Genomic DNA, 23,175 nt, shown 5'->3' on the forward strand with positions numbered 1-23,175 from the left:
GCTTGCGATCGGAATGACCAGCTTGGTGATTTCACTGGGCTTGATATCGGTCTGCGATGCCCAGATTTTCAGTCGGCCCCGTGAACTCGGGCAACCACTGACACGCCAAGCTTCGCCGGTCGCGATGGAAGAGGTGGGTCAGATCACCGGTGCCGAACGTTTTTTGCGCGACAACCGCGATCGTGCCAGCTTTGTCGGGGCCGATCGCACCGAAGGCGGCAGTTTTGTAGGCAGCACGCAAGGCCGGACATCGGGCCGAATTCTCTCATCAACCGCGGGAATTCAACCGCCGCCTGATCGATCGGCACGTATCAATCGCCCCTTGACCGCACCACGGCGCGGACAAATGTACTTGCCAAAGCTGAATGTCGTCTTAGAACCGGTGGCTTCGGTCAGCGACCAGCGACTGGCACCGCTTCGGCCCCTTGAGACTCGGCTTCAACAGACCGTGCGCCTAGCTTCGTCATCACCGATCGAGGTGTCGGTTCAAGGCCGGACTGCCACGTTGCGCGGATTGGTTGCTTCCGAATCTGAAAAGTCGATGGCGGAAACACTGGTGCTTTTCGAGCCGGGTATTTCGACGGTGACGAATCAATTGCGGGTGACGGCGACGTCGTCAGGGATTCCCATTGATCCGTCGCGTTGACTGATTCGGCAGTCGTGTTTTCCACGGGCGTCGCCATGGGAATTGCCGAACGAGAACCGGCCGGCGGCAATCGCTGTAACCCGTCAGTCGTGGCTGGACCTTCGTCCGATTGGAGCGCATCCCCGCTGCGCAAATGTCGTTGAAAATGGCTGGGCAAGGCAAGCGAATACGTTTTCATCTTGGCTTCGCGATCCCCCGTCGACGCGGTTGCATTTCCGTTTGCCGAGACATCAGTTCCCTGAAGAGTTTCGGTTTCGAATGAAACCTGTCGCACCGGCGATGGGGCTTGGGCGTTTTCTGGTGGCTCAGACGACTTGTTCGCCAAAGCCGGGGAGATTCCGGGCAACAACTTGTTCGACGCGTCGGAAATCGCGGTCCCGCCGTTGCGACCATCGAAACGCGTGATCAAGGACAATGCCTTGCTGGGGCCACCGACCTTTTCCCAAGGAATCCAGACGCTGTAGGAATCGCCAAGGTCCGACTTGCTGTGGTGTTTGGCCAGTTGTTCAGGCGTAAAGACAAACTTGCGCAGTGGTTTGGCTTGCTGGACATCCAACTGTTCGCCATCAAAAACGTACACGGTTAGCGATCCATCGACCTTGATCGGTTCGCCGCCTTCCTGTTCATAAAAGAACACTCGTCCACCGAATCCTCGAACGCCCGGCTTGCCGGGCTGATGCAACACCGTATCGGTCCAGATCGGCATCACGACTTCGGGAGTCACGGGCTTGTCTTTGCCCGGCCATTTCCAGTCAGGTTGAATCGTTGTGCAGCCGCCGACCGTCCATAGGATGATCGCCGCAAAGGTTTGAACCGACAGTCTGATTGGCTGGTTCATGGCAGCACCTCGTAATTCGGCTCGGGCAACTCGCCAGCATCGGCCGGGTCCAATCGAAAGGTATCCGGGTCCATCGGCGCGACGTTGACCGGCTGAAGGTCGGGCGTTTGTAAGACGGCATCCTGAAATTGGCTGCCGGATTCAGGAATAGCTGTTCCGGAGATTGCGGAATCAGAAATCACGGATTCCGAAATGATCGCATCCTCCAGTGATCCGGACGGATTCAGGTCGGGATACACCGTCGGCGGCTGTGCGGAATCCAACACATCGCTGTATTGCAATCCCGACATGTGGATGTCCCCATGCACACGGTACACGTCACATTCGCACCAGCTCATTCGTGCGAATTCCGCTTGCTTCAGACGTTCGTTGTCGTCGGAGGAACGAATCACATGGGGTGTCAAGATCACCAACAATTCCGAGCGAAACCAGCGATCCGAATCAAACTTGAACAGATGCTTCAAAACAGGGATGTCGCTCAGGTAGGGCACTCGGCGGCGAATCGATTGTTTGTCCTCGGATATCAGCCCGCCCAGGATGATCGTTTCGCCATTGGCCGCACTGACGGTTGCTTGCGCCGTGATGGTGTCGATCGGTGGCGAACGAATCACCGTGCCTTCGGCACCAACGGCCACAGGGACACCATCGGCTTCTTCGCCCAACTTGGACCGTTCGGCGTCAATTTCCATGACGACCATGTCGTCAGGACTGACCCGAGGTGTCACCCCCAGAATCAAACCAACGTTTTCCAAAGTGATCGAATTGGATTGCCCGTTTTGGTTCACCGTCGATCCGATGATCCGCGGAACGCGTTGGCCGACTTGGATGAACGCGGGTTGATTGTCCAACGTTCGGATTTGCGGACGACTGAGCACGCGAACTTGTCGTGTTTCCGCCAACGCCCGCAGCAACACGCTGACGTTGCTGCTGCTGGCCGATAAAACCAGCCCGCCAAAACCGGCTTCGGAGCTTTCACGCCCGACCGCAAAGTTGGAGATCCCTTGTCCGCCGACCACACCGGACGATTGCAGCGACTTGGCACTGCCGCTGTTGCCAAGCGGGCTGGTGTCATTGAACAGAAAACCAGGCACGTTGGTCGCCGCCTGGATAATTTCCTCGGTCACGGTGGTCACACCACCGGGGGTCGAAAACTGGTTCGAATTGGTCGTCGTCAGCAGATCACCCAACAGGCTGCGGTCAAACAAGACGTCACTTTGCACGCCTAGTTCGACGCCAAATTCATTGATATTGTTCAAGGCGACTTCGGCGATCAAAACTTGAATCAACACTTGTGGCGGCTGTTCATCCAGCTTGTCAATCAACGCTTTGATTTCGTCGTAATAGCGTGGTGTCGCTGCCAGAATCAATTTGTTGGCGATCGGCTCGGGGACAACGATCACTTCGTGTTCAATCTCTTGAAAGGGATTGCGTTCGCCCGGAACCGCATTTTCGATTTGGCGTTGCTCCATCAAGTATTGATTGATCGATGCGGCCACATCGACGGCCGGTGCATTCTTTAATTGAATCACCGTGCTTTTGCGTTGCTGCGTGGTGGCTTGATCCAGCCGCAACAGCAAAGCTTCGACGATTCGCAGGTCGCCTTCGCTGCCCGTGGCAATGATGCTGTTGCTGCGCAAATCCACCGAAAACCGCAGCGGTGCCAATGATGATTCACCTTCGGCACTGGACAACTGGGGCACCGAATTCGTGCCGACTTGCGACGGCAACAACGACCGCAATGTTTGAATCATGCTGGCCGCATCGCCATTGACGATTTGAAAAATCTTCAGTTGCACTTCACTCGATGGCATGTCCAGTTGGCGAATGAGGGCTTCCAACAGCGGAAAGTTCTCGATCGGGGACGCTATGATCAGCGTGTTGTTTCGAACGTTCGGTGTGATGCTGACCTGTTCCAATGATCCCGATTGGATCAACCGCTTGCCACCATCGTCCTGAACCTCCAATGCCAGGTTGCTGGATTGTTCGTTGATTGCTTCTTGCAATAACGTCGCGATGTCGGCAGCCAACGCATTGGTGATTGGAAACACGCGTGTGTGCAGCACGCTGTCACCGCCAGGTTGATCCAAATCTTTGACCAACTTGGCAACCTCCTGCAGATCACGTGGCGACGCGTACACGATCAGCGAATTGGTCCGTTGGTCGACGGCGATGTTGACGTCCGGTCCCATCGTGCCGCGTCCGGACAAGAACGTTTCGATCGTCGATCCGACGGTTTGCGCCGTAGCGTGCTGGATACGAAAAACTGCCGACTGCGAATCGGCCGAAACGGGCGTGTCTAACTGACGCGTCAACTCCATGATTGCATTGACCGCGTCGCCCCAACCGATCAACAGCAACGCGTTGGGCTTCACCAACGGCGTGACCGATACACGGCCTTGCCGACCGCTGGTCAAGTCTTGGCTTGTCTGCAAAATCACCGATGCCACTGACTCGCTGGACGCATGTGTCAGCGGGATGATCTTGATTTCCGGCTGCGTTTCTTGGCTGATCCTTTCCAGCTGTGAAATGACTTCCGCCAATTGCTGTAGGTCGGGATCGCGGCCTCGCAAGATAATCACGTCCAAGTCGGGCAATGATTCGATTTCGACACCCTCGAATTGACGCAACACATCATCGGCTTCGTCGGTGTTTGACTGCCCCGACGCTTGCGGGTCGTTGCCTTGAGGTGTCGATTGTGCATTCTGGAATGCGACTTGGCGAATCGTTCCCCACACGCCCGCCGGCATCATCCACCGACTCTGATCGCCCGAGGCCGGTGTGACAGGCGATCGATTGACATCGCTCCGAATGGCATCGACCGTTTCACGCAAACTGGAATGGTTTTCACGTCGAATGCGAAAGACCTGAGTTCGACGATCCAGTTCGGGTGATTCCGCAAGCTTTTGAACCAGACGTCCGGCTTGTTGCACCAACCCGGGTGATGACGAAATCTTGACTCCGCTGCGGACCAAGTCGAACTGCAGCGTGATCGATCGTTGGGGGTTGCGAGTTTGCAGCAGCCAAGACACGCCATCGTCGACTTGTGACGGACGCATCTGCGATCCAAAGATCTGCATCAATCCCTGTTGTACCGACTCCAAGCGGCCCCTTTCGATCGCAACGAACACGCTTTGCGACGCTTCCTGCGGCGAACGATTCTTTGCGATCGGTTGGATCTGAGCCGTAGATTTTGGGGACATGGTCATCGTCGAATTCACCGTCATTTGCGACGACGGCAAATCCGCGCGGCGCATGAATTCCTGGACGATTCGCTGGACATCCTCCGATCCACTGATCAGCAACCGGTTGGATTCCGAATCCACAACCACTTGTGCATCCGACTGGGGCGGCAGCAAGGGGCGCAATACTTCCGCCAGTTTCTGCGCCGGTTGATGGCGGCAGGGATGAGCGACGAATGATGATTGGGCGAAGGCAGAACTGACCATCAAGATCAGCAGTGCCGACGCAAATGTTCCACGGAGCATCCTGTCTCCCTTCGAGTGCGATCGGTTCACCGCATCGATGTTGATTTCTTGTCCGTCGTAACCGACGGAACACAAGATTGTGGCGTAAGAAATCCGCCCGCTTGATGTCAAGTTGACTGAGCGGACCAGTCCATTTTTCCCCTAATTTTGCTGGTTTTTCCCAGCCGAACGACGTTCAGACGCCGGAAATTTCCCCACGTGCCGGCGGGTAATCTGGTTCACTCTGGGTCAACCGCCTGCCCCGGCCGACGGACATCACCCTGAACCTGTCGCTTCGGCAAGAGTTTCACCGGCGCGAACCGTGATGACCTGCCCATCAACGTCCAGCAAAACCTGGCGATCCAACACGTCGACGACTTCGATGACGTGGGCTTCGGTTTCAACGGATTGCCCACGGCGCAGTACGCTGGTTTCGTTATCGGGCAACGAAATCCAAGCCTCTGCAACGCCATCCGATGACACGGTCACCGCAGTCACGGTGGTTTTGGCAAGAACCGAGTCGCCGCCTCGCGAGAAAAGATTACGCCGGGCAATCGTCAAATAGTCTTGGAACGGATCATGAGACAGACGAGTGGCCGCGTAGGGCGACAATTCCCCCTTGCGTTCGCAACGACTTAAACCAATGGCTTCGACAGCCAGCGACATGTCGACCGATCGTCCCCCACCGACCGGATTCAAACTGATTGATGAAATTTTGTGCAAATGACCGCTGCGATAAAACAGGTAAAGAAACTTGGTGACTTGTTGCAAGTTGCCACGCGCTCGAAGCGAATAGTTGTAACGAACGTAGATTTCTTTCTGCCGTTTCGAATCGCGGTCCTTGATCTTCACCGGTGCCGGTTGCGATGCATCGACACTAGCCCCGGTCATTTCGGCCTGTTGCACCAACCCCAGCAACCAGTCTTGATAAGCCGCCCGTGCCAACTCGGGATCATAGGGAAGCGAAAACTGCTCCAACACGGCCAAGACATCCGCGGCTTTGGATGTCTTGATGATGCTGTCTTGCGTTTCGGCGACTTGCCGAGTCAAACGATCCAGTTCGCGCTCGCGATCCGCCGCTGGGCCTTCGATCAGATTTCGATATCCTGCGTCGGCCATCCAAACCAGGCCGACAACCGACATCAGGATCAGCAACAATCGGGTTCGGGCATTCATCGTTGTGCTCCCCCGTTTCCAGCGGATGCTGAATCGATCACCTGAGTTTCGGACGTCGTCGCTTCGTCTTCCCCACCGGTTGATTCATCGGACTTTGCTTCTGCCGCACCGTCATCGGATTCCGTTGGCATTTTGGTATCACTGGGGGACCTTGGTATCTGCGATTCGTCATTTGCGTCGGATCCATGTTGTGACTCCGATGATTGCGGATCGACACTTGGCGGACGCTCTGGATTCTCGACCGGCCGCAGCGGACGTCGCTGCGGCTGAAACGTCACTCGAGTCTCGAAAGCCCAATCCAATTCTTTAGAATCACCAACCTCACTGACACGCTTACTGCTAACGCTGTGACGATCGTCCCGAATCGCGGCTTCCAGTTCCGTCACAATTTCGGGCGACCTGACTTGCAGACTCAAGTCAAACACGCCCGTTCCATCGGAGGCGGACTGGGCCGAAAACCGTCGCACCAAGGCCAAATCCTTGGCCGGAAGTCGATCGGAAAGGTCTTTGATTTCGTCCAGCCAGATCACTTCACCCGAACGCCAGGATGCCACGGCGTTGACGATGTCCTGAAGTTCCATCGCTTTGTTGGCACGGCCGCCCAATTTTTTCAGCGTCTCGCGTTTCGTTTCGATCTGATCCAATTGCTCGCTTCGGTCTTGCCAGGCAAAGTAGCCCAGCATCAACAGAAGAGAAGCGGCGACACCGCCCCATATCGCGTAGCGACGATAGGGACTCGGTTGACGTGGCGGACGTTTGGGCGAAACCAAGTTCACGGCCGGCGATTCAAAATCAGCACCAAGAAGATGGCCAATCGCATTGACATTCTCCGTCCATCGCCCCTGGGCATCATCGGGGCAAGCGAGCATTCGATCGGGTTCCAACACCGAAACATCACAATCCAGTGCACCGGAGATATCCTTGGCAGCGTCGCCAAAGATCTCCTGGTCGCCCAGCAGCCAGACCGCCATCGCCGGGTCGTCTTCGTCGCTTAAATAGGCCGCCGTGCGTTGCAGTTCCGACGCAAGGACCGGCGCCAGTCGTTCCCGGAGATCCGTGCCCCGCTGGATGGTTCGCATCAATACCGGACGGTGATTTTTGACGACCACCAGTTCGGTCTTCGAATGTGTGCAACTGACACCGATCGACAAACCCGATGTCGCCGATTGCTGGTCCAGGATGTTTGTGATCCCCAAACCAGCGTACGTCGCCGACTCCAGACGCAAACCGGCTTGTTTGTACTCATCCCGCCAGGCTTGCAGTTGGCTCGTCGTGCAAGTTACCGCATGGACCAATTCGCCGTCGGCCTGGGAATCGGATGCTCCCATCAGAAAATCGACTTCGCGCGGGGTCCCGTCATCGGTTTCCTGCATCACCATGGCGGCAACCATCTCTGGCAACTCATGGTCGTCGGCCGACGGTAAGTTCCCCGTGATGATTTCGACGTCCGGTCGTGTCAACAACAGGGTGACCGACGAAGCTCGCAACTTGTGCTGGTCCAAAAACTGTCGCACCAACTTTGCATCCGAAACGTTGCTGGTGTCCGGCGTTTCCGTATCGGCAACGGGCGCGTCGGCGGATGAATCGGAGTCGTCGTCCGTCGGATTGTCCGGTGGGTCCAGCCGACATCGCTGCAAAATTTTCGGCGGATGCTGACTGCGGTCGATCACCAAAACGTTTGCGACTTCATCACTGGCATCCACGACCACCGAAAGCGTGGAACGTCGTGGTCGTTGCTTTTGAAACAGGTTCACGGCACGTGACTCTTTCTGATGTTGCTGATTCATGCTGTCTACATCTGCGACCTTGTCACCGAACCGACAAGACGCTCCAACGCGTTTTTCCCCACGATGCGTCCACCAGGACACGACACCGATACGTTGGACCGTGCTGTCCCAATCGTCCGACCACGGTCACTTTCACGACGTCGCCGCCCACCGTCAGATAGGGCAATGCCGTGTCGACAACCGTCGCGGACAGACCACTTGACGCCAGCGCGGCGATCGGATGCACCCAGCCATTGGAATCGGACGACCGAGCGTTGACGATTGCGCCGGCCGATGTCGTATCCAACCCAGGCACCACGGCAAGCACCTCCACTGGTGCCGTGGCGACATCGACACGACCGACCAAGCGACGTGCGGATGTCAGCGTCAATTGATCCAGCAACCGCGCCACATCCAACCCTGCTGCACCGTTGACGCGATCGATCGGACTCGCCACGGTTTGCCGCTTCCGATTCGACTCCGAAACGGACACCGAGCTATCAAAGAGTTCGGTCAGACTTTCAAATCGATAGATCGAGCGGCGGTTCAGATCCACGTTGACCGAATCAAGTGGTGTATTGGCGGACGATGTTTTATTGATGCCATGTTGTCGCGCCAGCACAATAAAGTTTGCCACCGGCAAAGGCACCCGCTTGCTAAGTTGTTGATGCAACTGTGTCAGCGAGTCCGCATTGATGTTGATGCGTGGCAATCCTTCAAAAGTCTCGTTTCTTTCGGCGCTGCACATCGTCACCCAGGTTCGCCAAGCATCGCTCGGGTTATCGGAATCGGATGACAAATCGGACGTATGCTGCGGCAGCAATTCAACGATCGCGGGTCCATCGTCCACGGGCTTGCCAGAATTCCGGGTCGGTCGTCCAAGACTTTGCAGAATGTCCGCCGCCGTTTCCGCCGTCATCCCAGGAAGTCGAAGCAGACTTTGCTGTAAAGAATCTGGGCTTGGTGATCCACCTGGTCCTGAAGATCGCAAGTTCAACTTGGCCGATTCGGTCAACAACCGTTGTGAAGGTTCGGATCCGCTGGCGTTTGGTCCCTGATACACCACAGCCTGAAGCTTCCAATCCGATTTGTCGGCGGCATCGGTATCGTCGGGCCAAAGATCAATTGGTTGGTTGATCGGTAAGGTGTCAGCCAGTCTTTGGCTACGTGGGCGTTCCATGATGGACGCCAAGACTTCGACGACGGAAAACGCGGCTTGGCGACAAGCCAAACGGTCACCACCGTTTCGAGTCGCCAGATGCTCGGACTCCATCGACAAGGTGAAGTTGTAAGCCGCCAAGCTGATCAAAATTACAATCACCAACACAACGATGATGACCGTCCCTTGCCTTGATGGAGGTCCCAAAACCTTTGCCGAACGCGTGGAAAGTGAAGCCAAGCTCTTCACGGCAGGTCCCCCCATTCGTTCGCATCGGGATGCACTGACTGCTGAGAATCGTCGACGGTTTTCGTTGCCGCTTGGCTGAGAGCAATGACCCAGCGAACGGGCTGATCTCCCAAAGCCGCGACGATGCCCTCTTCGGCTTCGGTCTCGACAGAAACGTCCTGCGACGCAACCAAAGGATCCGCCGAATCCGATGCAAAGACGTCTTGGTCATTGGACCATTCGTCATCGGGTCCGATCACGACTTCATCCGATGCGACATCTCCATCGTCCGGCGTTTCCGGATCCTGCGATTCAATCACATCGACGGTCACCGCCAACGCACGTGGATATCCATTGCGAACGGACGATTCCCACCGACTTCGCCAGACCTGCCCGTCAAAAAACTGGAACTGACAATCAGCGATCTCAGGGACCATATCCAGCTGTCGATCACGTTCGGCTTCTTGTTCAACCGAATCGTCCGTCAAGTCGGCCGGGCCGATGGTCATAAAATCGTCTGCGTCCAAAGCCAATTGCCGGCGGCCGGAATCCACGCCTTCGATTGCTTCGAACAATTCCGCCGAATCAAGAAAGCTGTCCCAAGATTCGACAACACGCACGATCCCCAGTCGTTGGATTCGACCCGACGATGCTTCCAACAGTCCTGTATCGGCCTCCATGGCGTCGATTTCCATCGCTTCGTCCCCACGGACATCGCCACCGTCGTCTGACACTAGCAATTCGTCATGGCCGGGCAAATCGGCAGCCGTTGCGGGGCGATACGTTACCAAGCGAACGACATGACCCGCAGCATCGGAACGTCGCTGAACAATTGCAAAGCAAATCCGTTGTCGGTCCCCCGAAAAATATCCGTTGTGAATGCCGTCATCTGCAAAGCCACCGTCTTGAAGATTTGCCGTGGGCAAGGAACGGTCGACGTCACACGGCAGCAACCGGACCAGGTCATCACGCATCTGGCGATGAAAAGATCGGATCAAAGACACTCGGTTCGCAGCATTAACACCTTTGTTTTCCAGCTTGGTATAGATTCCAAAAATCGACCACACCAACAGCATCAGAACTGAAACCAGGGTCATGGCGATTACGGTTTCCAACAACGTAAACCCACACTTCGCCGCGACAATGCCCCCAGGCTTCAATGGATGACGATCCGGTGCGATGGACGGTTTCATCCGCTTGCCCCCGGGTGATCACCGGCGCGCATCCATCGCACCAGTTCAAAGGTGGGGCGTGCATCCAACTCGGACTCGGTCAACTGCGACGCGGCGGCCATCGCATTATCCTGAACGGACACATTTGCGAAGACTCGGATTCGAACACGACGCACGCCGGGATAATCGGTCTCCGCCACCTCCGCTTCATAGTCCCAGCCCGGGTGGCCGGGGACCGGTGATCGTTCAACGCTATCAACCGATACGGGGTCAATTACCCATTGGTCGACCAAATCGTGGCAAACGATTTGGCCCCAAGCCCGTCGCTCGCTGCGATCCTGGTGCTTCGATCCCACCGCGATCAGTCGCAGCAGGATCATCGAACTGGTGACCAAGATCACGGTGGAAACAATCACTTCCAACAACGAAAACGCATCGGTTGTCGAACGCCGAATCACGTCGAAAAATCCCAGCCTGTGGTGGGAATCAAATCATCAGCCGAATCAATCACTGCGGATTCGGGAAGCGTGGATTGGAACTCGGTCTCCACCGACGGGTCGACTGACAGATCGTCTTGTTCCAGCACCATCGCCGAATCTCGTTCGATGTCGCCAATGGTGACGTCACCGGTCAGTGCGCGGACGGTCAACACGACCATCTCTTGGGTGTCCGCACTGCCCAAGCGAATCTGTGCTGCGGACCCTCGACCGTCGGGGAAAAACGCGATGGTTTGTGATGAATCCGCTTCGACATCCGAAACATCGTCGGTCACAGCGGACACATCCAAGATTGATTCCTCGATGTCGTCCGATTCAACCGACGCAATCGTCACAGGTTCAGGTAACGAGTGCTTCACGCACTGCCCGCCGTTCAAACTGTATTCGGTATCCGCCGATTCGGCGATCGATTCGTTCGCGACCGATTCAAAACCGTTTGATTCACCCGACACCACCGAAATCATCAAACTTTCGTCCGCTGAATCGGCCGAACGAAGATCCGTGGTTGCGATGACAAACTCGGTGCCGTTCTGTTGGAACGAAAAGCTGGAACGTTGGCCGGTACGCACCGCTCGGTCGCGTGCCTCGGCTAAACCGGCTTTCACCTGCAGCGCCGCTTCACGCAGCACCGCACGATTGGCAGCCCGCCGCATCCGAGGCCAAGACATTCCCATCACCGCCACCATGATCGACAGAACGATGATCAACTCCAGCAAGGTGAAAGCGCGATGGTTCATAAGGCGTCCCCTGTGTCGAAGGACATATCGGTGGACATTGAATCGCCGGAGTCAAAACTGTCGCCCGAATCCATCGTTCCCATTTCACCGTCTTCGCCATCTTCGGTGGCACGCCAGTTGACGATGTCATCTTCGGTGTCGGGTTCACCGTCCAAACCGGGTGAAGAAATATTGGGGAAGTCACGACCACCTTGTGTCGGCGGATACTCATAAACAAATGCATTTCCCCAAGCGTCCGCCGGAATGACTTCATCATCCAAGTACGGACCATCCCACTTGCGTGCCTTTGCTTCGTCGGCAGGTGGTTTGATCAGGGCCGCCAAACCGTCCTCGGTGCTGGGGAAGGTCCGCATGTCCACTGCATAAAGTTTTAAAGATGCTTCCAGGTTCCCCAGTTGCGCCTTGGTGCTCTTGATATCCGCTTTCTTCTGAGTCCCCAGCAATCGCGGTCCCGCGATTGCGAACAACATCACCAAAATCACCAAGACGATCATCAGCTCAATCAGCGTGAAACCGACGCGAATACGTTGATGACGTTTCATTGCATTCATCCTTCGAACAGAGAAATTGATTGTGGGCATGTTTCTTAATCCAACGCCGTGTTCATATCGAAAACGGGCAACAACACCGCGACGATGATGAACATCACCATCGCCCCGATGATCAATAACATCAGTGGCTCAATCAGACGCACCATTGCATCCAATTTGCGTTCGGTTTTCTCATCCATCCGATCCGCGATTTTGACCAGCACGGAATCCAAAGAATTGGATTCTTCCGCCACTCGCATCATCGCCATCACCTGGGGCGGAATCAGACCGCTGGCGGCCAGCGGCGCCGCAAGCGAATTTCCGGATGAAATGTTTTCGGACGCTTTCTGAATCGTTTCCGCCAACAAGACGTTGCCCGTCGATGTGCTGCTGATGTCCAGCGATTTCAGCAGCGGGACGCCGTTGCGTAGCAGTGTCCCCAAAACGCGGCAGAACCGAGAAACTGCCATGGAATGAAAGATCGATCCGGCGATCGGAATCTTTAGCTTTAGCCGATCCAGAACACGTCGGCCTTTGGGGGTCCCCACCGCTCGTCGCAACATCACGACCACGCCCGCAGCGGCGATTAAGACCAACACGCCGAAGCGTACCAGCGAATGACTGAGAGCCAAAAGCACGACGGTCGCCAGTGGTAAACCGGCACCACTGCGTTGAAGTCGTTCAAAGAACGGTTCGAACATCGGTACGACGTACATCACCAGCACCACGGTGACGATGCCACCGACCACCATCAAAACGATGGGGTAGGTCATGGCACCGGAAACCTTGCCGCGAATCGCATCCTGCTTTTGTAGGAAGCCGGCGACGTGTTGCAACGATTCCTCAAGGAACGCACCTTCCAACCCCGCGCGGACCATGCTGACTACCAATTCGGAAAACACCTTGGGGTGTGCCGCAAGTGCCTCATCCAAGTTCTCTCCATCAGCAACGCGATCACGAACGTCGGCCAAAACATCCGCCATCGTTTCGTCGGCACTCTGTTCGGCCAGAATCGTCAGCGATTCCAACAGCGTGACGCCGCCGTTCAACAAATCGCTTAACTGTGTCAGCGTGTCGGCGATCGTTTCCGCTTTGACCCGCTTGGGCAAATCCAACTTCCATTCGAAGGCCCCGGTTCGGGCGGACCGGTCGATCACTTCGATGGGAAACAAAGCCTGGCGACGTAACAACGCCATCGCTTCGCGGGCGTCACCCGCGATGATCGTTCCGTCGGCGTTGTCACCGCCGGCGGTTTTTGCACGATAAGCGAAATTAGGCATCGTTGATGTGGAATCAGTTTTGGTCAGGATTCAGTTTTGTGATCGGGCCGAACGCCCTGATCAGGCGTCGGCTTTGGTGACACGCAAGACTTCATCAATCGATGTGACACCTTGCATGACTTTGTTCCACCCGTCGTGGCGGAGCGTCTTCATGCCGCCGCGAACGGCGGCTTTCTTGATTTCATTGCTGGCCGCTTGGTTGGTTGCCAAGTCACGGATTTCGTCATTGGCGACCAGCAATTCGTACAGGCCCATCCGGCCGCGATATCCGCTGCCGCGACAGGCCGAACATCCAACGGGACGGTAGACCACCGTGCCGTTTTCCTTGGCCTGCTCATAAGGAAAATCGTCGGGCAAATCCGCTTGGCGACACAGATCGGGTTCGCGACAATCCGGACACAGTTTGCGTACCAACCGCTGCGCCATCACGCCTTCGACGGTGCTGCTGACCAGAAACGGTTCGACGCCCATGTCACACAATCGCATGAACGCGCCGGCGGAATCGTTGGTGTGCAGGGTACTGAAAACCAAGTGACCCGTTAGCGAAGCCTGTGTGGCGTTTTCGGCGGTTTCCAAGTCGCGAATTTCGCCAACCAGAACGACATCGGGATCGTGCCGCAGGATGCTCCGCAGGCTGGCCGCAAACGTCAGCCCGACCTTCTTGTGCACTTGGATCTGGTTGATCCCTTCCAGCTGATACTCGATCGGATCTTCGGTGGTGATGATCTTGGTTTCTTCGTCCTGGATCTCACTGAGCGCGCTGTAAAGCGTCGTTGTTTTTCCCGACCCCGTCGGCCCCGTCACCAAGATGATCCCGTGTGGCAATCGGATCAATTTTTGAAAGCGTTGATAGACGTCATCGGGCATCCCGATGTCGGCGAGTGAAAACCGCAAATTTTCCTTGTCCAAGACCCGCATGACGATTCCTTCGCCGTGCAGCATCGGGATGATTGAAACGCGAATGTCGACTTCGCGTCCTTTGACGCGGATCTTGATTCGACCGTCTTGGGGGACACGCTTTTCCGCAATGTTCAATCGCGCCATGATTTTCAGCCGGCTGACAATCGCCGACCGAAATTGATTCATCTCCGGCGGTGCCGGTTGACGCTGCAGAACACCATCAATCCGATAGCGGATTTTGATGCCTTTTTCTTGAGCCTCGATGTGAATGTCACTGGCGCGTGCTTCGATGGCTTCGCTGAGAATCTCGTTGACCAATCGCACCACGGAGGCTTGCTGGGCGACTTCCGCATCTTCCAGATCTTGCCCGGTCAACGAATTCAGTTCACCCAAGTCCTCGTCTTTCTGCAGTGCCAGCAAACCGTCGATCGTTTCGGCACCCACGCCCAGAAAACGCTTGATCAAATCGCGGACTTGCTCCGGATCACTAACGACCGGTTGGATGATTTGCCCAGTCGCAGCGCTCAACGCGTCGATCGCTTGAAAATCGAATGGGTTGCTCAGCGCGACCACCAAAGCGTCCGATTTTTTGGCGATCGGGAACACTTCATAGCGGTGGATCAAACGAACGGGAAAGCCTTCGAGTATTTGTTCGTCGATCTCGATGTCGGTCAGGTCCGCCAATTTCAGCCGCATCGAATCGGCGATCGCGCGCAGCAATCCGGATGCGTCTGCGAACCCAAGTTCGGGCGCGAAGTCCTGTATCGGACGCTGCGATCGAATCGCCTCAGCGGCACTGGCCAGCTGATGCTTGTCCAACCGGCCAGCGGTGGAAACGTCTTGAGACATCGTTCGGTGGGGCCGGCAAAACATGTGCGTCCCTGGCACAGTTTCGCTGTGCGTGGGATCACCCGTCGGGCCGGTCGTTGGTGGGGTGGGGCACCGTGAAGGCGGGAAAGTTCGTCAACGACGCAATGTCGTGACGGGCCATCCAGACGGTGTAACCGGACGACCAACTGTCAGTATAAACGGCCGGCGCCGCCCATGGACATTCCGATTCGTCGGTCGATCCCGATTGGCGGCTTTGGCGAACATGGACAAGCAGACGGACCCACCAAGGGAACACACGCATCCACTAAAGACCACCCAAGGCCAAACAAAGCCCCATCGACAGCCAATGACTGCACATGGCCCGTCACCGGGCATGCCGGCTGCGACGCTTTGCCCGATTCAATTGGTGATCAACTGCGAATCACCTGGCGATGAATTCGCGTAATGCCCGTTCGATGCTGTCAGACTTGGAACGTTTCAGGCGAATGATTTTGACGTTTCGGTTGCTTTGGTTCAGCGCCCGCTGATCCATGTCCGTCACGAAGGATCGAATCTCATCGCGAAGTTCCGCCGGCGCGCGGACGATCAGTGCATTGGCCGCCTCGTCCACTTCCAAAGTCAACAATGGCCCCGCCGCAGCGGCGTTCAACTGTTGCAACACCGAAGCCACCGACGCACCGACACCGCGTGGGACCTGCAGCGGTCGACGCCCACCGGCGGTACTCATCTGCGACCGATACACCGTCCGCAGGATTGTCAAAACACGATCGGCTTGCGTGTTCTCCAAGTTGATGATTTCGGGCCGATAGACATTCAAAAAGTCCGGCAGCTCATCCGTGTCCAAGACCTCCAACAAATCACCGACGATCTCTCGAGTCCGAGGGCTTCCGTAAACAATCAATGCGTTCAATCGTTCGTCCGAAACGACTACGGCATCGGTCAGCCCGCCTCGCATGAACGGCATTTCATCGACCAAGCGTTTCAACAGCATTTCCATATCAATAGCGCCAGAGTTCTGGAGCATGAACACTGCAAAGTTGGTATCGGATGCTTCGGTGCGACCCAGTTGGCTGATCCCACGCAACAGGGTTTCCATACGATCCAAAGCATCAGTGTCATCCGAGGAAATCGTGATGCTGTCGGGACCTGGAATGACGACCACATCCGCCAATTCCTCCGGTGCATCCCCCTGTTTCTCAGACGATGTCCCGGCTTGACCTTGATCGCTTCGTGTCTGTGGCGTGGGCGGGGCAGCACGCAGCGTGTCTTGCTGTGCCACCAGCCGAACGCCTGACACCATCCCATCGACGCGTGCGTCGGTTGCAGGATCCATCGTACCGTCGGTTTCGCCTGGATTCTCAGGTGCAAGTTCCTGCTTTGGTGATTCGCCAGGCCAGGGTACGGCATCGCCACGTCGCTGCTGTGCCGGATAGATGACTTTGATGCGGTTTCCGCGAATCCGTGACCACACCGATTGCACCTGACGCACCGCAGATTCGGTGTCACCGGCAAACGGAATGCGTCGAGTGGTCCCTGTTCCCAATGCGGTGGCCGCTTTTTCATCGGCGTCCACTTGTTCGCCCAACTTGGTCAGCAACGCACGGATTTGGGTCAATTGATCTTCGGTCCCCCGCACAAAGATCTTGTTCGTGCCGTAGTCGGTCGAAACGTACGGCCGGCTGGTCCCGATCAATCCGGCAAACAGATCGCGAACCGCCATTTCGATCATGTATGGATCGGTGGTTCGCAGTTGAAAGACTTCCAGGATCCGCTCGTCGCCGTCAAGCTTTTGCAGTGCCTGGGCGATTCGAGAGTGCTGTTGATCCGTCGCGACCACCACCAGCGAATTGCTGGTTCGATTGGCCAGAACCTCGGGACGCGGAACTTCATCTTGGACAATCGAGTCGATCGTCGATGCGGCAACCGTCGCGCTGACGTTGGCCAACGGATAAAGCTGAGACGTTTGCGCCGGACGCTGCGGTGGCGGCTGGTCCATCGCTTGAAGCATTTCATCGATCGCCACCTGATGCTTTGGCATCGCCAGCACAAACAGAGTTTCGTTCGATTCCTGGTAAGTGATGGAATAATCGCGACTGCGTGCGAACGCCCGAATGACGGAATCTGCGATCGCGTCGGGATCACCGTTTCGAATCGGATAGGCCCGCATGACGGGTTCCTGCCCGGACGCCACATCCAATTGACCGATCACTTCGTCGACTTTGGCATGCACGTCATCCGGTGCCGTCACCATGATTGAATTAGACCCCGCGTCGGCGGTGACAGTGGCGGTCGGAGCCAAGTCTTCGATTGCCTCGGCGACGCTATCAGGATCCGCCAGTGTTAACGGATAGACTTTCAACTTTTTCGTTGACTCGGGAACGTCCAGCGATTGGAACATCTCCGCAAAGGTGGATTGATTGCGTGGGGTTGCAACGACGAAAACGGTACTGGTGTCTTCTTGATAGGTGATGTTGAAATCGTTGTTACGGTAAAACGCGATCGACAAGGATCGTGAAATGGATGTGGGGTCACCGTTGCGAATGGGATAGGCGCGGACCACAGGTTCTTGCCCTGATGCGACATCCAACTGTTCGACGACACCACGGACCGCTTCATGGGTGTCATCGGTTCCGGTCACCAACAGTGAATTGGAACCTTCGTCCGCCGACACGATGGCTTCGGGACGAACGTCGGCAATGGCATCGGCCACCGAATCGGGATCGGCCAACTTCAGCGGATAGACTTTGAGCTCTTTCTTTCCCTCGGCGACATCCAACGACTCAAACATCTGAGCAAAGATGGCTTGATAACGCGGCGTCGCGGTCACGAAGATGGTTTCGTTGGCACTCTGATAGGTCACAACGTAGTTACGGTCACGTAGGAACGCTTGCGTTAACGCCTGTGAAACCGATGTCGGATCGCCGTTTTTGATCGGATAGGCTTCGACGACTGGCTCTTGGCCGGAAACGACGTCCAACTGTTCGATCAGTTCACCAATGACGGCGTGGTCCTCATCGTCTCCGGTGACCAACAACGAACTGGAACCACTGTCGGCGACGACGGTTGCGTCGGAAGCAACGTTGGAAACGGCTCGAGCAACCGCGGAAGGTTCAGCCAACTGCAAGGGATAGACCTTCAGCACTTTTTTGCTTTCCGGCACATCCATCGCTTCAAACATTTCCGCAAAGATCGCTTGATGCTTCGGTGTCGCTGTCACAAAAACCGTCTCGTTCACGGCTTGATAGCTGACGGTGTAATTTGGATTTCGATAGAACGCCAAGGTCAGAGCACGAGAAACCGCAGCGGGATCCCCGTTGCGAATGGGGTATGCGTTCAAAACGGGTTCAGTCCCGGAGGCGACGTCCAGCGACTGGATAATCTTTGCAACCGATTCATGCGACTGCTCGGTTCCCGTCACCAGCAACGAATTGGAACCTCGGTCGGCGGTGACGACGGCATCTTTTTCCGCGTCACGCACGGCGGTCATGATGGACACCGCATCGGCCAGTTCCAAAGGATAGACCTTCAGTTCTCGTTTGCTTTCGGGAACATCCAGCGACTGGAACATTTCCGCAAACGTCGCCTGGCTGCGTGGCTTGGCGATCACGAATAGTGTTTTGCTGGCGTCTTGATAGGTGATCGAATAATCGGGGTTCCGCAGAAAGGCCAGCGAAACGGACCGATAGATCGCCTGAGGATCACCATGCCGGATCGGATAGGCTTGGACGACAGGTTGTTGACCAGACACGACGTCCAACTTGTCAATCACCTCGGCGATGCGTTGGTGATCCTTTTCAAGTGCCGTGACGATCAACGTGGAAGATTCGGGTTCGGGAACGATGGTCGCATCGGTGGCGAATCGCGTCAGGGCTCGGGAAACGGAAGTGGGATCCGCCATCTGGAGTGGATAAACGGCGGTTCGGCGACGTTGGGTATCGGGCAATTGCGACACGATCGCCTCGATCGCTTGGCCAATTTCCGCTTGCTGCGCAGGCGTCCCCCGTGCGACCAGGCTGTTGCTTTCGTTGCTGATCTGGACTGACATCAATCCAACCAGTCGCCGATCCAAAGCCCGGTAAACGGTGTACGCAGCCATCTTTTCGGGGTCGATCGGATACACGTGAACCAGCGGATCCGGTTCCGGTTTCATCGCTGTTTCAAATGACTCGATCAATGCAACGATTCGTTCGTGTTGCTGCTCCGATGCCCAGATGGACAGTGCGTCTTCCGATTCGCTGTCGACGAATCGCAACTGGGGAATCTCGTCTTTCAGATGTTCGCGGATCTCTGGCAACAAATCCTTGCGGACCGGGTGTTGCCGCAGCACGGACGTTTTTCGGTCTTGGTTGGCCTGACGCAACTGTTCCAACATGGCCTTGATTTGCTCATGTTCCTGTTCGGTCGCCAAGACCATCAGTTGGTAGTCATCGGATTCCAAAACGGTCGCGTCCGGCAACTGTTCGCGCAGCATACTTTCGGCCGTTTCCACGCTGAAATCGGAGATCGGATACACGCCAACCCTTCGGTCCGTGGCATCGCCGCCGAGTTCGGTTCGCAGACGTTCCAGCAAGGCTTCGATCGCATCGTGTTCGTCGGGAATCGCCCACAGAATCAGCCGATCGTCCGCCTGTGCATCCACCGACCGTGCATCCGGGGCAATGTCGTCCAAGACCTCCGCCGCCAGCGCAATGACTTCCGGCTTGTCGCGATAAACCCGCAAGACCTGGTCGTCCGATTTCGACGTTTGCTGATTCAATTGATCGAACGCAGTTTGAATCGTCTGGTGATCTTTTTCGCTTGCCCATACGACCAGATTTTCGCGAGCCTGATCCAGCGAAAACGCCGCATCATCGGCCATGGACTGAAACATGGTGATGGCGGTCGGCCCGATTCGGACTGGCAAAGGGTAGGTCCGCAAGCTGAAGTCGGATTTGCCCGTCATTTGGGTGAACTGGTCGATCGCTTCGGCCACGGCCTGATGGTCTTCCTGGTCCGCCCAAACAAAGATTCGGCTTTCGTCTGGATCGGACGAAATGACCGCAGCGGGAACCAATTGCATCAATACGTTTTCCACCTCTTCTGCTTTCGTGTCGCCCAGATCGTAGCCCACCACCTTGGACGTTTGGGTCGAACGATTTCCATCGACACGTGCAATCGCTTGCGCAAGTTCCTGATGATCCAGCCCGGTTCCGGATGCCACCAATTGCTTGCTGTCGGCGTCAACGGTCAATCGCATACGGGGAAACAGAGGCTGTAGCATTCGTAAGACGTTGCTGGGGTTCAACGTTCGAAACGGATACGAAACCACGCTTGTTTGACTGGCCTCGTCCGGGTCGGCATCCAATTGCCGAACCAGAGCTTGAATCCGAGGCTGTTGGGACAGCGGTGCGGCAACCAACACCCGATTCGATCGTTCGTCGGCGACGATTTTCCATTCGGGCTGCATCCGTGAAAGTAGCTTGACGATGGCATCCGCATCGCCCTTTTCCAACGGATAAGCGATGGTCACACTGCGATCGGTTGTTGCATCGGCCGACAACTTTTCGATCAGCGATTGAACCTCCGTTTGATCTTCCGCGGTGGCACGCACAATCAATCGACCGTTGGCCGAATCCGCGGTCACCACTGCATCGGGCACCAAAGATTGCAAGTTGCGTTGCAGATTGGAAAGGTCTGCGGCGTCGACGGCGTAGGTTTCCAGCACTGGTTCCCTTCGTGGTGGCAACGCTGCCGCCAGCTTGTCGTATTCTTGACGAACCTTTTCGAATTCCTCTTCCTGTGCCCAGACCGATAACACCTCTGTCTGATCGTTGTAAATCATCTCCAACTGCGGGAACCGTTTTCGCAACGAAGCCAACAGTGTTCGGTCATCTTCGACATCCACCGCCAACGTTTGAACGGGAATGAGCGCATCGTCGGTTCCCACATCCAACTGTGCCAACAAGCTGGTCAATTCCGCATGTTGACGTTCGCTTCCCCAAGCCGCCATTTCGGTCAAGCTGGCTTGCGGATTGATCTTCATCGTGGCTAGCGATTCGGGCAGATCGCGTTGGATCATTGCAAATCGATCACGCTGCAATGGACTGATCGGATACAGCTTCAACTGCCGCGGTGACGCGCCGCCCGCCTGTTCCATTTGGGCCAGTGTTTCGGTGACGCGTTGATGTTCACGCTGGGTCGCAACGACGCTTAACCGGCCTTCATCGCCCAACCACTCGACAGTGGCATCAGGCACCGCCTTGGTCAACATCGTCAGCATTTGACGGCTGAGCGGTTGCTGTTGCGGATAGAACGCAAGGGTTCGTTCCAGTGCCGGATCACGCGGGTATTGGTCGATGGTTTCTTTGGCCATCGACAATTCGCTCGAATTACCACGGATGACGATTCGTCCCGGTTGCGACAGCACCAGCGCACGTGGAACGACGTCTTGAACCAACGCCGACAACGCATCGGTGGAATCGGGGTCGACTTGGTGGATGGCCACCGCGAGTGCCGAATCGTTTCCGCCAGATCCTCCCACGTCCAACCGCTCCAGCGTTGCCTTGACCGCGGTTTGTTGACGTCCATCGCCGACGACCAAAATTCGTTGGTTATCCGCATCGGCTTTGACCTGGACATCGGGATGCACCAATTGAATTTGTTCGACCAAGTCGTCCAAACGATCCGGATCGACATCGTAAGTTGTCACCGCATCCGCGTTGTCTCCGGATGCGTTTTCGATCATTTTCTGGATGCTGGCTTCGATACCCTTCTGCATTTCCGGCGTTGCGTGCGCGTGGACTTCGTCGGCATTGGGATCAAAGCGAATCTGTGCCGACGAAAACAAGGCCTGCAGCGTTTCCACCGTCGCTTCGCCATCAAGCCCGGGGGCCGGATAGGTTGCAAAGACCGGTTTGGGTGCTTCTTTCTTTTCCTTGGGTTCAGGCTTTTTGGGTTCCGGGATCGATGCAATCAGGATATTGATCGCACGAAGTTTGCCGGCAGTTTCGGTCACCAATAGTTTCTTGGCGGCGGCCATGGGTGTGACTTGGCCGTGCGATCCGACCAATGGCGTGACTTCTTGAACCACCACATCCATTGGACGCGCACCAACGGGAAACTCGGTCGAAACGATTTCAAACTTTCCACGCTCGGCCAGTTTGTCGACCGGCACTGTCGGCACGATCTCGAAGGGGATTCCGTCGCTGGTGTCGGCAAGGATCAGCATTTTTTCACGACGGATCAGCGTGTAGTCCTTGCTTAGCAACACACTGTTCAGTAGGTCGATCGCCTCGGTCGGTGTGTAATCATTCGTGTCGCTGTAGGTGAATTTCCCCGAGGGTTCGTTATCCATCACGAGCGATAGGTCAGCTTGATCGGCAAACCACTGCAGCACGCTGGACCAAGGCTGGCCGCGGAAGTTGAACTGGATTTTTCCGCTTTGATGAACGTTGTCGAACGCGCCACGTTGTTCGGGTGTCAGCACGGCGGCCAATCGTGCGTTGGAATCTTTGACCACGTCATCGCGACGGTCACTGGCGACCTTGACCAATTCACTGACCCGTTGGTCCAAAATTTCGGCGATCTTGGCACGTTGTTGGTCCGTCAGATTCAACCGATCGGCATACGTGGGCTGGGCCAAAAGGGAGTAGTCCGTCCCCTGTTGGGCACTGGCATCGGCAATCGTTGCCATGACCACCATCGCGGCCAGGAGCCATCGATGCTGCGTTGTTAGTTTTTGCATGATTCAATGCGGACATCGCCGGTTCGCGACTGGACGTCATCGGGTCCAGTGAATCACGACGGCGACGAAGCGCTAGGCGGGATTTTTGGGGTAGGGCAAAGGCGGGAAGACGACGGGAAATACCCAACGTCTTATCCTGACAGGCTAATTTGACGGCCGGGACGTGTCGACAGATCGGCCATCGTTCCTGGACAGATGTCACCACCAATCCACAAGCCACCAAAACCC

14 protein-coding genes are annotated in these 23,175 nt (G+C 56.2%); 2 read left to right on the forward strand and 12 right to left on the reverse strand.

The window, feature by feature from the left end; all coding sequences use genetic code 11:
- Positions 1-31: 31 nt before the first annotated feature.
- A complete protein-coding gene (locus Mal65_RS27230) occupies positions 32-241 on the reverse strand; it encodes a hypothetical protein (RefSeq protein ID WP_231131185.1) in 210 nt (69 codons plus the stop codon).
- A gap of 105 nt (positions 242-346) precedes the next feature.
- Here Mal65_RS27230 and Mal65_RS27555 point away from each other — a divergent pair, with 105 nt between their 5' ends.
- The gene (locus Mal65_RS27555; protein ID WP_390621871.1) at positions 347-646 is read left to right on the forward strand and encodes a BON domain-containing protein; all 300 of its coding nucleotides are present in this window, start codon (positions 347-349) and stop codon (positions 644-646) included.
- A gap of 314 nt (positions 647-960) precedes the next feature.
- Entirely contained in the window at positions 961-1,110 is a 150-nt protein-coding gene (locus Mal65_RS27560) for a hypothetical protein (RefSeq protein ID WP_165701401.1), read from the forward strand.
- 370 nt (positions 1,111-1,480) lie between these two features.
- Here Mal65_RS27560 and Mal65_RS19830 read toward each other — a convergent pair whose 3' ends face one another.
- From Mal65_RS19830 to Mal65_RS19880, 11 genes are all read right to left on the reverse strand, one after another.
- Entirely contained in the window at positions 1,481-4,969 is a 3,489-nt protein-coding gene (locus tag Mal65_RS19830; protein ID WP_145301589.1) for a secretin N-terminal domain-containing protein, read from the reverse strand.
- A gap of 255 nt (positions 4,970-5,224) precedes the next feature.
- Positions 5,225-6,124, reverse strand: coding sequence for a hypothetical protein (locus Mal65_RS19835; RefSeq protein ID WP_145301592.1), 900 nt, complete (start codon positions 6,122-6,124; stop codon positions 5,225-5,227).
- The gene (locus Mal65_RS19840; RefSeq protein WP_145301595.1) at positions 6,121-7,911 is read right to left on the reverse strand and encodes a hypothetical protein; all 1,791 of its coding nucleotides are present in this window, start codon (positions 7,909-7,911) and stop codon (positions 6,121-6,123) included. Before Mal65_RS19840 ends, Mal65_RS19835 begins: the two co-directional genes overlap by 4 nt.
- Before the next feature lie 22 nt (positions 7,912-7,933).
- Positions 7,934-9,211, reverse strand: a complete 1,278-nt coding sequence (locus Mal65_RS19845) for a general secretion pathway protein GspK (protein WP_145301598.1) — start codon at positions 9,209-9,211, stop codon at positions 7,934-7,936.
- Positions 9,212-9,294: 83 nt separating this feature from the next.
- Positions 9,295-10,470: a prepilin-type N-terminal cleavage/methylation domain-containing protein gene (locus Mal65_RS19850; RefSeq protein WP_145301601.1), complete on the reverse strand. Its 1,176-nt coding sequence runs from the start codon at positions 10,468-10,470 to the stop codon at positions 9,295-9,297.
- Complete coding sequence (locus tag Mal65_RS19855) at positions 10,467-10,907, reverse strand: type IV pilus modification PilV family protein (protein ID WP_145301604.1); 441 nt, start codon at positions 10,905-10,907, stop codon at positions 10,467-10,469. The genes Mal65_RS19850 and Mal65_RS19855 overlap by 4 nt, the downstream gene beginning before the upstream one ends.
- Positions 10,904-11,683 (reverse strand): pilus assembly FimT family protein, encoded by a 780-nt coding sequence (locus Mal65_RS19860; RefSeq protein ID WP_145301607.1) that lies wholly within the window; start codon positions 11,681-11,683, stop codon positions 10,904-10,906. Before Mal65_RS19860 ends, Mal65_RS19855 begins: the two co-directional genes overlap by 4 nt.
- The gene (gene gspG, locus Mal65_RS19865) at positions 11,680-12,225 is read right to left on the reverse strand and encodes a type II secretion system major pseudopilin GspG (protein ID WP_165701403.1); all 546 of its coding nucleotides are present in this window, start codon (positions 12,223-12,225) and stop codon (positions 11,680-11,682) included. Before gspG ends, Mal65_RS19860 begins: the two co-directional genes overlap by 4 nt.
- A 44-nt stretch (positions 12,226-12,269) precedes the next feature.
- Complete coding sequence (locus Mal65_RS19870) at positions 12,270-13,493, reverse strand: type II secretion system F family protein (protein ID WP_145301614.1); 1,224 nt, start codon at positions 13,491-13,493, stop codon at positions 12,270-12,272.
- 60 nt (positions 13,494-13,553) lie between these two features.
- A complete protein-coding gene (gene gspE, locus Mal65_RS19875; protein ID WP_145301617.1) occupies positions 13,554-15,242 on the reverse strand; it encodes a type II secretion system ATPase GspE in 1,689 nt (562 codons plus the stop codon).
- A 403-nt stretch (positions 15,243-15,645) separates the two neighbouring features.
- Positions 15,646-22,947, reverse strand: coding sequence for a secretin N-terminal domain-containing protein (locus Mal65_RS19880; protein ID WP_145301619.1), 7,302 nt, complete (start codon positions 22,945-22,947; stop codon positions 15,646-15,648).
- Positions 22,948-23,175: the final 228 nt, after the last annotated feature.

This window comes from Crateriforma conspicua, assembly GCF_007752935.1.
Classification (GTDB): Bacteria; Planctomycetota; Planctomycetia; order Pirellulales; family Pirellulaceae; genus Crateriforma; species Crateriforma conspicua.

Excerpts from the sequence above, each read along its gene's own strand:
- Mal65_RS27555 (WP_390621871.1), top strand. The coding sequence starts at position 347 with ATGTACTTGCCAAAGCTGAATGTCGTCTTAGAACCGGTGGCTTCGGTC.
- Mal65_RS19830 (WP_145301589.1), bottom strand. The coding sequence starts at position 4,969 with ATGCTCCGTGGAACATTTGCGTCGGCACTGCTGATCTTGATGGTCAGT.
- Mal65_RS19835 (WP_145301592.1), bottom strand. The coding sequence starts at position 6,124 with ATGAATGCCCGAACCCGATTGTTGCTGATCCTGATGTCGGTTGTCGGC.
- Mal65_RS19840 (WP_145301595.1), bottom strand. The coding sequence starts at position 7,911 with ATGAATCAGCAACATCAGAAAGAGTCACGTGCCGTGAACCTGTTTCAA.
- Mal65_RS19850 (WP_145301601.1), bottom strand. The coding sequence starts at position 10,470 with ATGAAACCGTCCATCGCACCGGATCGTCATCCATTGAAGCCTGGGGGC.
- Mal65_RS19860 (WP_145301607.1), bottom strand. The coding sequence starts at position 11,683 with ATGAACCATCGCGCTTTCACCTTGCTGGAGTTGATCATCGTTCTGTCG.
- gspG (WP_165701403.1), bottom strand. The coding sequence starts at position 12,225 with ATGAAACGTCATCAACGTATTCGCGTCGGTTTCACGCTGATTGAGCTG.
- Mal65_RS19870 (WP_145301614.1), bottom strand. The coding sequence starts at position 13,493 with ATGCCTAATTTCGCTTATCGTGCAAAAACCGCCGGCGGTGACAACGCC.
- gspE (WP_145301617.1), bottom strand. The coding sequence starts at position 15,242 with ATGTCTCAAGACGTTTCCACCGCTGGCCGGTTGGACAAGCATCAGCTG.
- Mal65_RS19880 (WP_145301619.1), bottom strand. The coding sequence starts at position 22,947 with ATGCAAAAACTAACAACGCAGCATCGATGGCTCCTGGCCGCGATGGTG.